Raw genomic sequence first — 14,728 nt, 5'->3', positions numbered from 1 at the left:
GTTAATTCCGTACACTTCCGCACTGGCAAACAGAAGTGTACGGAATTAAAAATTACCACTAAATGACTTGTTCGTCCGCAGATCTTTCAGCGTAAACGAATGGATTGTTCCGATACCCGAAAAACGGATTTTGACACCGTAGATTCGGCGCAATGGCTTCGTATACTGCGTTTCGTATACTTTCTTATTGTCAATAAAAATTCGGGCTTTTTGATCAGCAACGTTTAGTTTCAGCATTCCTCCCGAGCGAAGATCGGCCCCCAGAAAACTCAGATCATCGCGGTGTCCATTCTTATGCACGTCGGATGTCTGTAAGTCGATCCAGTGAACGCAACCGGGTTTCATTACATCGAACAAATGTTGCGACGACTCGCCCCAAACGGTTAGCCCCACCTGCGAACATCGAACGCCCGCCCTATCCTGCGACGTTGTTACACGCATTGTCAGCTCAAAATTGTCGCCGTCGATTTCCGTAGGCTGGCTGTTGATGAATTCCATAAAAAACGTGCGGTTGGTATCGATACCCGCATGAGCGGCTTCGAGCGCACTAACGGTTCGTCGTTCATCAGCAAAAAGATTTTTAATATCAATGGGATAAACCCGACTCGTATCGTGCATCATATTGGCCGTTACGGTCCACCCTTTGGTCTGAACATATACCATTGCCGAATCAACATCCAGACCATCGCGTTGTAAAACAGCGAAATAGCGCCCTGGCCGTTCGTAGTAATGCGTATAAACGCTATCGGTAGTATTTGTTCGCTCCCGCTTTCCATCGCCATACTGAATAATATATGATGGCGATTCGGCCGCAGCCGACTGGTTATGCCGAAGTTCAAAAACCGCCGAATGCGGGTTTTCGCCCAATGGGTTCCGGCAAACAAATGAAACAGCTTCGTGGCGGCCGGTGGTGGGTCGTATCAGGAAAAAAAAGAGACCGGCCAGCAAAACCAGACCGGCCAGCAACAGCGCTGGCCAGAGTGTTTTCCAGGCTGTACTCGGGCTGGCCTTTCCAGCTTGCGGTACACCCACATCAGAAAGTAGCCCCGAAGAAACCTCAGGCGATTTAAGCTCGCTAGCCCGTTCGGCCCACTCCTGTATCTGCACAAAATGATCCCAGTTAGGATGGTCCAGATAAATGGCCAGCGCATCTCGGGTTGCCTTTTGTGGGTAATATCGGGAGTCGGTTTTGATCTTACCAAAGATTCGCTTCAGGGTGTTGGGGCTAATACGTACACGAGTTTTCTTAAAAAGAATATTACTCAGATTAACATAATCGCCGTTAGTCCACTTATCCCGATCTGGCTTACCAAACGTTTCGCTTACCCGCTGACAACAAACCTCTAAGTAATCGAAGACGTCGGCCTTTTCATGTTGTCCATTTTCCGCAATCATACACGTCAATAAACTGTCATTTAAGCAGTTACCTTATCCATAATTTCGGTCAGCAAAATGGTTAGGCCCATCCTACATTCCCCATATAGTACAAAAGTACCTTTGCATACTCTCATTCCGCCATCACCAACTGGCGGAACTATTGGCATAAAAACTATAAATATCTGAATATTATGCGACAAAAACTTTTACTGTCGTGCGTTGTTTTTTGGGGCTGGGTTTTGCCCCTGCTGGCGCAGCCAGCCCCGCCTTCCAGACAGACTGACGACCGAATTGTTTCGGGAACGATTACCGACGAAAAAGGTATTACCCTACCGGGTGTTAGTGTGCTCCTCAAAGGCACAAAACGAGGAGCCGTAACCGATAGCAAAGGTACGTTTCAACTGGCTGTTCCAACAAAAGAAGCTGTGCTGGTAATTAGTTTTGTTGGTTACCTGAGTCAGGAAGTGGCTGTTGGCAGTCGTACGACCATTACTATTCAGCTTTCGCCCGATACCAAAGCACTCGAAGAAGTGGTTGTGGTTGGTTATGGTACACAGCGTAAGATCGAAACAACAGGAGCCATTGCCTCCGTAAAAGCAGCCGATCTGTTGCAAACGCCCATAGCCAACGTAGCGCAGGGCCTACAGGCACGGGTGGCGGGCGTCCAGATCACTCAGAACTCGGGCGCACCCGGCGGCAACGTCAGCGTCAGGATTCGGGGCACTAACTCGATCAATGGGAGTTCAGAACCACTGTATGTGATCGACGGCATTCAGGTATCCAACAACGGTGGTATCACCGACGCCAGCCCGCTTTCCCAAATCAATCCGAACGATATTGAGTCGATTGAAGTGCTCAAAGATGCCTCCTCGACGGCCATCTATGGCGCACGGGCGGCCAACGGCGTTGTACTGATAACGACCAAACGAGGCAAAGACGGAGCTACACGCGTCAGCTACGATGGTTATGGTGGTGTGCAGCAGGTGAACAAAACGCTGGATGTACTGAACGCCCGGCAATTTGCTCAACTCGAAAACGAGGTATACAAACGAACGATTTACGCCGACCCTTCTTCGCTGGGCCAGGGGACTAACTGGCAAAACCTGATCTTCCGAAAAGCGCCCATTCAGAGCCATCAGCTTTCGGTATCGGGTGGCAATCAGAAAACGCAACTGGCCCTCTCACTGAACTATTTCAATCAGGATGGTATCATCAAAAACTCCAACTTCACCCGTTATTCGTTCCGCTCCAACCTCGACCATCGGCTGAGCGACCGGGTGAAGATTGGCACCAGTTTGTATTACGGCTACTCGATCAATAAGGGCGTTAGTGTAGGCAGTACTGGCTCCGACGTAACCAGTAGCCGCGCGGGTGTTCTGGGGGCTGCCGTAGCCGCTCCGCCCACGCTGACGCCCTACCGGCCCGATGGCAGCGTATTTCCTTTTCAGGATCAGATGAATGGTCAGTATCAGGAAGTAACAAACCCGCTGAATTACATTACGCCCATTAACCGGCAAACAACGCAGCGGCTACTGGCCAATGTTTATGCCGAATTTTCGCTATTCAAAGGGTTTACATACCGTCCTAGTTTCAATGCTGACCTGGGAAACACATTATCGGAATTTTATTCTCCTCTATCGCTACTGAGTCAGTCGCAACTGGCATCGGGTGGCGGTAGCGCCAACAACATCATTTCGTATGGGCGTACGCTATTGCACGAAAGCATCTTTACCTACCGAACCCGAATTGCGGAACACCATTCCATTACGGCCACGGCTGTACTGGCTACGCAGTCCAACGTTAATCAGAGCTATACGCAAACGGCATCGAATTTCCCAAACGACGTTACAGAGAATAATTCGGTTGGGCTGGCCGTCAATCAGCGTATTGGCAGCGACAAGAGCAAATCCAGACTAGACTCCTATCTGGGGCGAATCAACTACGGTTATAAAGACAAGTATTTTCTGGATCTGACGGCCCGTGCCGATGGGTCGAGCAAGTTTGGGGAGAACAACAAATACGGTTTTTTCCCGGCTGTAGCTGGTGCCTGGCGAATCATCGAAGAGCCATTTATGAAGTCCGTTTCGGTTGTTTCCGACCTGAAACTCCGCGGGAGTTGGGGAATTACCGGAAATGCGGGCGCGATTGACCCGTATCAATCGCTGGCAACCGTGAGTGCGTCGGGACTGAATTATAACTACAACCACGTTTCGGTTACGGGTATCAACCCCAGCGCTATTCCGAACCCGGACCTGAAATGGGAACGCTCGACGCAGGTCGACATTGGGTTAGATGTCAGCCTGTTTCGGAACCGACTATCGCTCGTAGCGGATTATTACAACAAGCGAACCGACAATCTACTCTTCCAGAAGATACTACCAATGTCGTCGGGCTACACGGCATTGACGGGTAATTTTGGTTCGATTCAGAATAAAGGGCTGGAACTGGCCCTCAACGGACGGATTTTACCCGGTGGTGGTCGAGGGCTTCAGTGGGATGCATCGGCCAACATTACCTTCAATAAAAATGAAGTCCTGGCCCTCGATGGCCTCATCGACGAATTGCCCCGGTCGGCTTATGCCCTGCTAAAAGTTGGCTATCCCATGGGTCTTTATCGAACCTATGTGTTCGATGGTATCAGCCAAACCGGCGAAACAATTTTACCCGGTTACGATGGACGCGTGGGAGGTCATAAGCTCAAAGACCTCAACGGCGATGGCCAGATTACGGCTGCCGATCAGGCCATTGTGGGGAATGCACAGCCGAAGTACATTTTTGGGTTCTCGTCGTCGTTTCGCTACCGGGGTTTCGATCTGAATTTATTTGTGCAGGGCGTACAGGGCAACAAACTCATGAATCTGTTCCGCTACACGTTCGAGACAGCACTGGGCCAGCAAAATGTACTGGCGGGTCTGGTAAACCGATGGTCGCCAACGAACCCCAACAACGAATACGCCAGTGGCTTTCAGGGCGGACGTTTACCGCTGTCGGACCGCTATGTAGAGGATGCGTCGTTTGTTCGGTTAAAGAATATCTCGCTGGGCTACACGCTGCCCAAATTTAAAGGCATCAGTCAGATTCGGGTATATGTCAGTGCGAACAATGCACTCACGATCACGAAATATAGTGGCTTCGATCCCGAAGTAAACAACTTCGGCAATGCCACCACGCAATTTATCGATAATGGCACCTACCCCATCGCCCGGTCTTATCTGGGCGGAGTACAGGTCACGTTTTAAAATGATTGAATTACTGAATGATTGAATGAATGAATTGGCTGTCGCACCAGATTTTCATTCAACCGCAATGGCGGACCGTAATTCAACCGCAATGGCGGACCGTAATTCAATCATTCAGCAATTCAACAACTCAATCATTCAATCATTTCCATGAAAAAACCATTTCTGCTGTTGATGGCATTGTCGGGCCTGACGGTTTCGTGTAGCAAGCTGGATGAGTCGGTGTATTCGTCCATCTTTACGACAAACTTTTATAAAACCGCGTCGGATGCTGAAGCGGGTATTTCCTCAGCCTCGGGTTCGCTCATTAACTTATATGGGTTTCCGCTGGTAGCGGCTTCAGATTTTGCCGCCGATCAGGCTTATCCGCGCGCCGTGGTTGGTCGAAATACCATTACGCTGTTTACCTACGATCCGTACTTTACGGCCCAGCGCAACTCAGGTCGTCATGAAACAGAAGGCCCGCAGGGTATTTGGCGGTTTAGCTACAAAGGCATTGAAAACGCAAACTGGGTTATCGAGAAAGTACCTTCGATACAGATGGACGTGCAGCGTCGTACCGAAATTGTAGCTGAAGCGTATGCCCTCCGCGGGCTATACCACTGGACGCTGACTAAAGCGTTTAATGAGATCCCGATAAAAACGAAAGCCAGTAGTAGCGAAACCGAAGCACTTGTGGCAAAAAGTCCGAAGGCCGACATCTATAAACAGATTTATAGCGATCTGGATCAGGCCATTGCCGGACTACCATCGTACTCGACCAGTCTGGTAAAAGGCCGTCCATCGAAAGAGGCCATTCAGGGATTGTATGCCAAAGTGGCACTGTACAACGAAGACTGGGCGAAGGCCTTGCAGATGGCGCAGGCTACGATCAGTTCGGGCAAATATTCACTGATGCCGAATGTGCTGGACGTGTTCGATGTGGATAAAGAAGATGCTGCCCGCGCCGAGAATATGTGGGCCGTAGAAGCCGACCGCGTAACACCCAGCCGCTGGCTGACAGTGATGGGCATTGCCGGTCCCCGAAATAGCAGCGGCCCCGACTATGCCAAAGTATCATACGGTTCCTGGTTTGCCTATCAGGCGTTCTTCGACTCCTTCGATCCGAACGACAAGCGTCGTCAGCTACTCGATACAACCTACCGCGACGTTTCCGGGGCCATCGTCCATCAGAAAGATATAACGCCCATTACGCCCAAAGGCGTGCTGATCCGCAAATACCGCGACCCGAATTCGATTGGTGAAGCCAATAACTGCAATTTTCCAATCATTCGCCTGGCCGATGTGTACCTGATTGCCGCCGAAGCCGAAGCCCGGCTAAATGGCCCAACCGCGCTGGCCTATGGTTACATCAACACCATTCGAAAACGGGCTGGCTTAGGCGACCTGACGCCGGGGCTCAGCAAAGATGCGTTTATTGCGGCCGTCCTTCAGGAACGCTCGTGGGAGCTGTTTGCCGAAGCCGATCGCTGGTTCGACCTAACGCGCACCAACACCTTCCTGACGGTAATCCCCAAAGCCGTGAACGACGTGTATCCCACCCGTACACCACAACCGAAACACCGCTACTATCCGATACCGCTGGAAGAAATCCAGGCTAATCCAAAACTCACACAAAACCCCGGTTGGGAATAATTTTTTGACAGGATTTACCGGATGAACAGGATTGAAATAACCTTACCAAGAAAAGCTATCTTGCTCCTATTGAAGCTGTTCAAACGTACTCTAACCGATTCATAATGCGTATGTTGCCCTTCCAGGAAGCGACCGGGCCGCCTGAGCACAAAAAAGGTATTGGATCAAAAGTGCAACCCTGTTCATCCTGTAAATCCTGTCGGAAGAAAATCAAATTCATGAAAAAGAACATTCTTTCTGTTTGCTTCGTCTTATTCCTGATTACCTCTAGCCAGGTATCGTTCGCGCAATTGAAAACGCAACGTTCCTACAGCGGTATTTATCCGCATCTGGCCATGTATAACAACGAAGGCGAATGTGGTACTGGCGCAGTTGTTCCCTGGGCAGGCAATTTATGGGTCGTTACCTATGGCCCTCACCTACCCTTTGGCTCGTCGGACAAACTCTACGAAATAACGCCCGATTTGAAGCAGATTGTGCGGCCCGAAAGCATTGGTGGCACACCCGCCAACCGCATGATTCATACCGAAAGCAACCAGTTGTTTATTGGCCCCTACGCTATCGACAGCAAAGCCCACGTGCGGACGATTCCGTATAAAACCATGCCGGGGCGGCATACTGGCAACGCCCGTCATCTGACCGATCCGAAAGGTAAAATCTACTACGGCACGATGGAAGAAGGGTTTTATGAAGTCGACGTGAATACGCTGACGCCTACGATGCTTTACGAAGATAATAATGTCAAAAATCCGAAAGGCTCAGACGAATCCAACAACCAGCACTCAAATCTGCTGCCGGGTGCGCATGGCAAAGGGCTTTATTCGGGGCAGGGCGTTATGGTGTATTCCAACAATGGTGAACCGGGCTCCAGGGCGTTGGTTCAGTTCGATATTCCGGCCGGATCGCTCTCGGAATGGAACGGCAAAGACTGGACCGTTGTGCGTCGAAATCAGTTTGTGGAAGTGACCGGTCCTGGTGGTATCTATGGCAATAAAAACCCCGACACCGACCCCATCTGGGCAACCGGCTGGGACCACAAATCGGTGCTGTTGGGGGTTCGCGACAACGCTACGGGCTGGCATTTTTTCCGGCTGCCCAAAGCCAGCCACAGCTACGACGGTGCCCACGGCTGGAATACCGAATGGCCCCGAATCCGCGACATCGGCACCGATCAGCAACCCGACTATCTGATGACGATGCACGGTATGTTCTGGCACTTTCCGGGCTCTTTCAGCGCATCGAACACCACCGGAATCCGGCCCCGAACAGCCTACCTGAAAGTAATTGGCGATTTCGCCCGCTGGAATAATCAATTGGTATTTGGCTGCGACGATTCGGCTCAGAAAGAATTTCTGAACAAACGAAAAGCTAAAGGTAACATCGAAGGACCCGGCCAGTCGAATTCAAACCTGTGGTTCACCTCGCTCAATACACCTGATCAACTTGGCCCCAATACGGCCGAAGGGGCTGTCTGGCAAAACGAAGCGGTGAAAGCCAGCGAACCCTCCGAACCATTCCTGTTTGCCGGTTGGACCAATCGGTCAGCCTGGGTGCAGAACGACGGAAATCATGAAGTAACGATCACGTTTGAGGTCGATAAAACTGGCAATGGCAACTGGACTCCGCTTCAAACCTTGGTTGTTGGCGCACATAATGCTACCCACATAGCCTTTGCGGCCAATGCGCCCGGTGAGTGGATTCGCGTAAAATCAGATAAAAAGGCAACGTTGTCGGCACAGTTTTTCTACGCAGCCAGCGACACCCGTACCACAACGGCCAATGCTATATTTACGGGGCTGAGCCGCATTAGTGCCAAAACAACTACGGGCGGATTGCTATATGGCCTGGGAAAAAATCGCAGGGTACTGGGCGTAGCGGCACGCTCCTATACCAACGAACAACCGTCTGATCTGGGCTACTATGAACTGAATGGAAACATGCAACTGGTTCGCAAAGATGACCCGGAAATGCAATCGTTTGTCAATGAAAAATTCGCCATTCCTCAACAGGCAGTAACGATTGATGAAGCAAGCGTGCTGGTGATTGACGACAAAGGCCGTCGCTGGCGGCTTCCACTTGGCAACAATACCTACACGAATCTAACCAATCAGGCCGCCTTACGGATTTGCCGGGAGGTAGCGACCGAACGTGACCTGTTCAACTGCCACGGTACGTTTTACGAACTACCCGCCGAAAATGCCGACGGTTACGCCAAAATCCGGCCCATTGCGTCGCATAACCTGCGTATCAACGACTACGCATCGTATCGGGGCTTGCTGATTCTGACCGGCATCAACCTGCCGTTAGCAGGTAAAAATGAGCACATTGTGGTATCGGACGATAAAAAAGCGGCCGTTTGGGCGGGTGCTATCGACGATTTATGGAAGCTGGGCAAGCCAACAGGACATGGTGGTCCGTGGAAAAACACCCCGGTCAGCGCCAACGAAGCCTCTGACCCCTATCTGATTGGTTTTTATGATCAGCGAACGTTGCAACTCTCGCACAAAGCATCATCATCCGTTACATTCACTATCGAAGCCGACCCGATGGGAAACGGAACCTGGATGCCGTATAAAACCATCACGGTATCGTCAGGGAAACCGGGTAGTTATGAATTCCCCAAAGACTTTCAGGCTCGCTGGATACGGTTCAAAACCGATAAACCCTGCGAAGCATCGGCTCTGTTAGACTACAAATAAAAAGCTGCTGGCCTGCCAATGCGGTTCTATCAGCAAAAAAATGTGAAAAATAAGTTCAATTCTGTTTCAGAGCACACAATAAAGTTCCCAATCCTACGTTTTTAGGTTGTTATCGCTTTCATATAAGCCCCGGCAAATCCCATTGCCGGGGCTTTTTTTGTGTACTGGACTGCATCAGCCCCGATCTGATCATTATAGACTTGCCTAAAAACCCTTTGTAGTGGCAGTAGAAGTCTAACGTTTCCGTCTGGTATGCAAAAACGACTCCTTTCCTATACACTGGCATTTTTGTTTCTACTGGTTCTGGCAGAAACAACCTCCATTGCGCAGTCAGCCAAACGCCCGAATGTTGTCCTGATTTATGCCGACGACATTGGTTATGGCGATCTGAGCTGCTATGGCACTGCGAAAATAAAAACGCCCAACGTCGACCGGCTGGCCAGTCAGGGGCTTCGCTTTACCAACGCCTACGCCACCTCGGCTACCTGTACGCCATCGCGCTTTTCGCTCCTGACGGGCGAATATGCCTGGCGGCAGAAAGGGACAGGCGTAGCCCCAGGCAATGCCTCACTGATCATCCGGCCGGGGCGAAGTACACTCCCCGGCGTGTTTAAAGCAGCGGGCTACCAGACGGGGGCTGTGGGTAAATGGCATCTGGGACTCGGCGGACCCGAAGGGCCTGACTGGAATGGCGAACTAAAACCTGGCCCTATTGAATTAGGCTTTACTCATTCCTACATCATGGCTGCCACCGGCGACCGTGTGCCCTGTGTGTATGTCGAAAATCACCGCGTTGTCAACCTCGATCCGAACGATCCGATCCGGGTCGATTACAACCAAAAAATTGGCGATTGGCCAACAGGGCGCGAAAATCCTGAGCTACTTAACATGAAACACTCACATGGCCACGACATGACCATTGTGAACGGTGTAGGGCGAATTGGCTGGATGACAGGCGGGAAAGCCGCCCTCTGGAAAGATGAAGATATGGCCGATGTGTTTACCGGTCAGGCTATCCGGTTTATCGAAGCCAATCAGAAAAACCCATTTTTCCTCTATTTCGCCACGCACGACATCCACGTACCCCGTGTTCCGCCCCCCCGGTTTGTCGGTAAAAGCGGGCTTGGTCCCCGCGGTGATGCATTGCTTGAGTTTGACTGGGAAGTGGGCGAAGTCTTAAAAACCCTTGATCGGTTAGGCCTGACCAACAACACCATCGTAGTGCTATCGAGCGATAACGGCCCGGTGGTCGATGATGGGTATCAGGATCAGGCAGTCGAAAAACTTGGCGACCACAAACCAGCCGGACCGTTGCGGGGCGGAAAATACAGTGCCTTTGAGGCCGGTACGCGTGTGCCGCTACTGGTTCGCTGGCCGGGTGAAGTGAAAGCGGGCGTTTCCAAAGCGCCCATCAGTCAGGTCGATTTTCTGGCCGATTTTGCGGCACTACTCAAACAACCCTACAATCAGGCCGATGCAATGGATTCAGAAAACCAGTTGGATGCATTGCTTGGCCGTAATCTGTCGGGTCGGGCTCTCATTGTTGAACATGCGGGCACCTGGTCTGTTGTTGAAGGCAACTGGAAATACATCGAACCCAGCAACCGGGTAGCCTTCGACAAAAATACCAGTACCGAACTTGGCAACGACCCAAAACCACAGCTCTATAACCTGGCTACGGATCTGGGCGAAAAACACAATGTAGCCGATCAATACCCCGGCCGGGTTCAGCAATTGAAAGCGCAACTTCAGCGCATCCGGGAAAAAGATGCGCAATAATCGCTGATTTAGCTCCATAAAGCAGCCAATTCGGGCAACATGCCTTTTTTCACTGTGACTGACGATCAGTAGTAGTAAGCCAAAACTAGCTTTTATCTTCCAGATATGCAGTCACCCGGGCCACCGGCCGGTCATTCTGGATTAGCTGAAAAGCTATTGTCAACAACTAATCCAATGACCAATGACCCGTTACTAATGACTAACCAGTTAAATCGTTTTACGGTATGTTGAAACCTGCTCATTCATTATTCCTGATCCCTGCGCTCTGTGCCACGTTAACCAGCGTTTCGGCACAGTCGGGCAAACCGCTCTATACGTTCCCGTTAGGCGTTGAATCATACACCTACCGCAATCAGTTTCCTAACGGTGTTGCGGCAACACTGGATAAAATCAAAGCGCTTGGCTTTACCGAAATGGAAGGGGGCGCTCCGAAAGGACTAACTCCCGAAGAATTCAAAAAAATGACCGACCAGCGCGGCATCAAAATTACCGCAACCGGCGCTGGCTACGACCAACTTACTAAAGACCCCGAGAGCATTGTTAAAAATGCCAAAGCACTGGGAGCTGAGTATGTAATGTGCGCCTGGATACCCCACGAAAAAAGTAAGTTCACCATCGACGATGCGAAAAAAGCTGTCGAGGTTTTCAATAAAGCCGGTAAATACCTGAAAGACAACGACATTACGTTCTGCTACCACAATCATGGTTACGAATTCGGTCCTTACGAAAACGGCACCCTGTTCGATTATATCGTGCAGCATACCGACCCGAGGTATGTTTCGTTCGAAATGGATATTCTGTGGGCTACGCATGGTGGAGCGAATCCGGTGAAGCTGTTAGAAAAATACGGTAGCCGCTGGAAGCTGATGCACCTGAAAGACCTCAAAAAAGGTATTAAAGGCGACCTCAGTGGTGGCACACCTCCCGAAAACGATGTCGTACTGGGCGATGGTCAGATCGATATGCCTGCCGTGCTGAAAGCAGCAAAAAAAGCCGGTATTAAACATTATTATATTGAAGACGAGAGCAATCAGGAAGATGTTCAGGTGCCGCTAAGCATCGCCTATCTGAAAAAAGTGAAAGGCTAGTGGTCAGTCCTAAAAGGTTTTGAAAACTTTTTAGGACTGACCACTTATCAGAAACTTACGGAACTGCCTAACCAACTTCCCGAGACCGACCCCGTTTCGGGAAGTTTTTTTTACTGACCTCCTTCATCTATGAAACTACGACAAACTGGTCTTGCGACTCTCCTGTTCGCATCTGCCGTTTATTCGCTGCCTGCTCAGTCAATAACGGGCAAAGGCGACCGCATCACCGGACCTAATTTTGCCACCCGGAGTCCGGTGCTCGGCAAACATGGCATGGTAGCCACCAGCCATCCACTGGCCACGCAGATCGGCCTGGACGTATTGAAACAGGGCGGTACGGCGGTCGATGCGGCCATTGCAGCCAATGCCGCCCTTGGTGTAATTGAACCCAACAACGGCGGCATTGGTGGCGATCTGTTTGCCATTGTCTGGTCGGCCAAAGACCATAGGCTGTATGGACTGAATGCCAGCGGCCGATCGCCCAAAGGGCTCACGTATGAAAAACTAAAAGCTGTGCTGGGCAATCGCACTCAAATTCCGCTTTATGGCCCTCTATCGGTATCGGTGCCGGGAGCGGTAGATGGCTGGTTCGAACTCCATAAGCGATTTGGCAAACTCCCGGTTGCGTCGCTGCTCGCTCCCAGCATCCGCTATGCCCGCGAAGGAGTGCCGGTGCCACAGGTCATCGCCTATTCGTGGCAGGTAGCCGCCAACCGGCTGGCCGACAATGAGGCTATTGTTGGCGAATTCGGCAATTTCCGAAAAACGTTCCTCATCGATGGGAAAGCACCGGTCGAAGGGCAACTATTCCGAAACCCTGACCTGGCTGCAACCTACGAAATAATTGCCCGACAGGGCCGCGATGGATTCTACAATGGCCCGGTAGCCGATGCTATGGAGCAGTACGCCAAACGAACCGGGATCTATCTGCGCAAAGACGATCTGGCCAATACGCACAGCACCTGGGTCGATCCGGTATCGGTCGATTATCGGGGGTATATGGTTTATGAACTTCCTCCTAATGGCCAGGGGATTGCGGTGCTTCAGATGCTGAACATTCTGGAAGGCTACGACCTGAAAAGCCTGGGACACAATAGCGCCGATTATTTACATCTTTTGGTTGAAGCGAAAAAACTGGCTTTTGAGGATCGGGCCCGCTATTATGCCGATCCTGATTTTTCGAAAATACCCGTTGAGGCTCTGCTCAGTAAAGCGTATGCAGCCCAACGCCGTAAACTCATCGACCCCCAAAAAGCCTCCGAACGCATCGACGCTACCGACCCAACCTTACGCGCTGGCGACACGGTATACTTGACGGTTGCCGACAACGAAGGCAATATGGTTTCCCTGATCCAGAGCAATATGCTCGAATTTGGCAGCGGTATGGTGCCCGACGGGTTGGGGTTTGTTTTTCATAATAGAGGCACCAGTTTCAACCTAACTCCCGGTCACGCCAACGTTTATGCACCCGGCAAACGCCCCTTCAACACCATCATTCCGGGTTTTGCGACAAAAAATGGCAAGCCGTTTCTGAGTTTCGGCGTGATGGGCGGGGCCATGCAACCCCAAGGCCATTTGCAGGTTCTCTGCAACATTATCGACTTTGGCATGAACGTTCAGGAAGCAGGTGACGCGGCCCGGTTCAGCCATTCGGGGAGTAGTGAACCCATCGGAACCATCATGACCGATGGCGGACGGCTGGCGCTCGAAAGTGGTATTTCCAGCGAAGTCCGCACCGAACTCGAACGACGCGGGCATCACCTGACCAAAACGGACTTCTTCGGTGGTTATCAGGCCATTCTCTGGGACTCCGTAAATCATATTTACTGGGGAGCGAGCGAAATGCGAAAAGACGGTCAGGCGGCTGGGTATTAGTCATTGGTTATTGGTCACTGGACCGCGATTGCATCGCGGATGCCTGAGGTTCGCGTTTGCGACGCATAGGAAAAAAAATGGCTACTATTTATCGCCTATCCGCGATTGTATCGCCGACGAGTAGAGCCCAGGAAAGCTTTTCCGGTTTATATTTACCAATGACAACTGACCAATGACCAATTATAGATTTTTGCCATGGAACATTCACTGGAAATTATCGGTCGGATTTTTGGTGTATCCACACTTCGGTATTTCATACTGGCAGGCATCCCATTTCTGCTCTTCTACAGACTTTTTACGTCTTATTTTGCAAAATCGAAAATTCAGCGTCGACAGGCGGTCCGGCAGGATTTTGTGCGCGAAATTCTGCATTCGCTTCAAACCACAGCCGTATTTGCCCTGATCGGATTTCTGGTGCTCTACACACCTTTCCGGCACTACACGCAGGTATATCAACACGTAAGCGATTACCCTGGCTGGTGGATTGCAGTCAGTCTGGTGCTGAGTCTGGTGCTCCACGACACCTATTTTTACTGGATGCATCGGCTATTACATCACAAATGGCTGTTTCCGTATACGCATCTGCTCCACCATAAATCGACCAATCCATCGCCCTGGGCTTCCTACTCCTTCAGCTTTCTGGAAGCCGTGGCCGAAGGTGCGGTACTGGTTGTTGTTGTCTGTCTGCTTCCCATGCATCTGCTGACAGTTGTTCTGTTCATCTTTGTTGGATTCGTCATTAATGTGTATGGACATCTGGGCTATGAGGTTGCTCCCCGCTGGTTTCGGCATTCATTTCTGTTCGAGTTTATCAATACGTCAGTACATCACAATCTGCATCATAGCAAATTCAGGGGCAACTATGGGCTTTATTTCAGAATCTGGGACCGCCTGATGCACACCGAACACCCCAATTACGTCAACGAGTACGATCGCATTCAGGCTAACCGCTTCACCGCTGTAAAACCCGAATCTGAGCCAGTAGCGACAGCCGTTTATCCATAAAACTCATCTCGACAATGCTTTTCGTGCGCTC

Annotated in this window: 8 protein-coding genes; 7 read left to right on the top strand and 1 reads right to left on the bottom strand. The window is 50.9% G+C overall.

Features of this window, described 5'->3' with window-relative positions; translation table 11 throughout:
• Nucleotides 1-45: 45 nt before the first annotated feature.
• Entirely contained in the window at nucleotides 46-1,395 is a 1,350-nt protein-coding gene (locus WBJ53_RS11865) for a hypothetical protein (protein ID WP_338876334.1), read from the bottom strand.
• Between the two features lie 173 nt (nucleotides 1,396-1,568).
• On the opposite strand from WBJ53_RS11865, the gene WBJ53_RS11860 reads away from it, so the two are divergent.
• The 7 genes from WBJ53_RS11860 (at nucleotide 1,569) to WBJ53_RS11830 (ending at nucleotide 14,697) form a co-directional block, all read left to right on the top strand.
• Complete coding sequence (locus tag WBJ53_RS11860) at nucleotides 1,569-4,616, top strand: TonB-dependent receptor (RefSeq protein WP_338876333.1); 3,048 nt, start codon at nucleotides 1,569-1,571, stop codon at nucleotides 4,614-4,616.
• 150 nt (nucleotides 4,617-4,766) lie between these two features.
• On the top strand, nucleotides 4,767-6,251 hold the full coding sequence (locus tag WBJ53_RS11855) for a RagB/SusD family nutrient uptake outer membrane protein (RefSeq protein WP_338876332.1): 1,485 nt from the start codon (nucleotides 4,767-4,769) through the stop codon (nucleotides 6,249-6,251).
• A gap of 218 nt (nucleotides 6,252-6,469) precedes the next feature.
• Entirely contained in the window at nucleotides 6,470-8,950 is a 2,481-nt protein-coding gene (locus WBJ53_RS11850) for a hypothetical protein (protein ID WP_338876331.1), read from the top strand.
• Nucleotides 8,951-9,202: 252 nt separating this feature from the next.
• Nucleotides 9,203-10,729: an arylsulfatase gene (locus WBJ53_RS11845; protein ID WP_338876330.1), complete on the top strand. Its 1,527-nt coding sequence runs from the start codon at nucleotides 9,203-9,205 to the stop codon at nucleotides 10,727-10,729.
• A 224-nt stretch (nucleotides 10,730-10,953) separates the two neighbouring features.
• Nucleotides 10,954-11,817: a sugar phosphate isomerase/epimerase gene (locus WBJ53_RS11840; protein ID WP_338876329.1), complete on the top strand. Its 864-nt coding sequence runs from the start codon at nucleotides 10,954-10,956 to the stop codon at nucleotides 11,815-11,817.
• A 129-nt stretch (nucleotides 11,818-11,946) separates the two neighbouring features.
• A complete protein-coding gene (gene ggt / locus WBJ53_RS11835; RefSeq protein ID WP_338876328.1) occupies nucleotides 11,947-13,692 on the top strand; it encodes a gamma-glutamyltransferase in 1,746 nt (581 codons plus the stop codon).
• A 195-nt stretch (nucleotides 13,693-13,887) separates the two neighbouring features.
• Nucleotides 13,888-14,697 (top strand): sterol desaturase family protein, encoded by an 810-nt coding sequence (locus WBJ53_RS11830; protein WP_338876327.1) that lies wholly within the window; start codon nucleotides 13,888-13,890, stop codon nucleotides 14,695-14,697.
• Nucleotides 14,698-14,728: the final 31 nt, after the last annotated feature.

The organism is Spirosoma sp. SC4-14, from assembly GCF_037201965.1.
GTDB lineage: Bacteria > Bacteroidota > Bacteroidia > Cytophagales > Spirosomataceae > Spirosoma.
The sequence above is the reverse complement of the archived record's forward strand: the minus strand, read 5'-3'. Positions and strand labels throughout refer to the sequence as shown.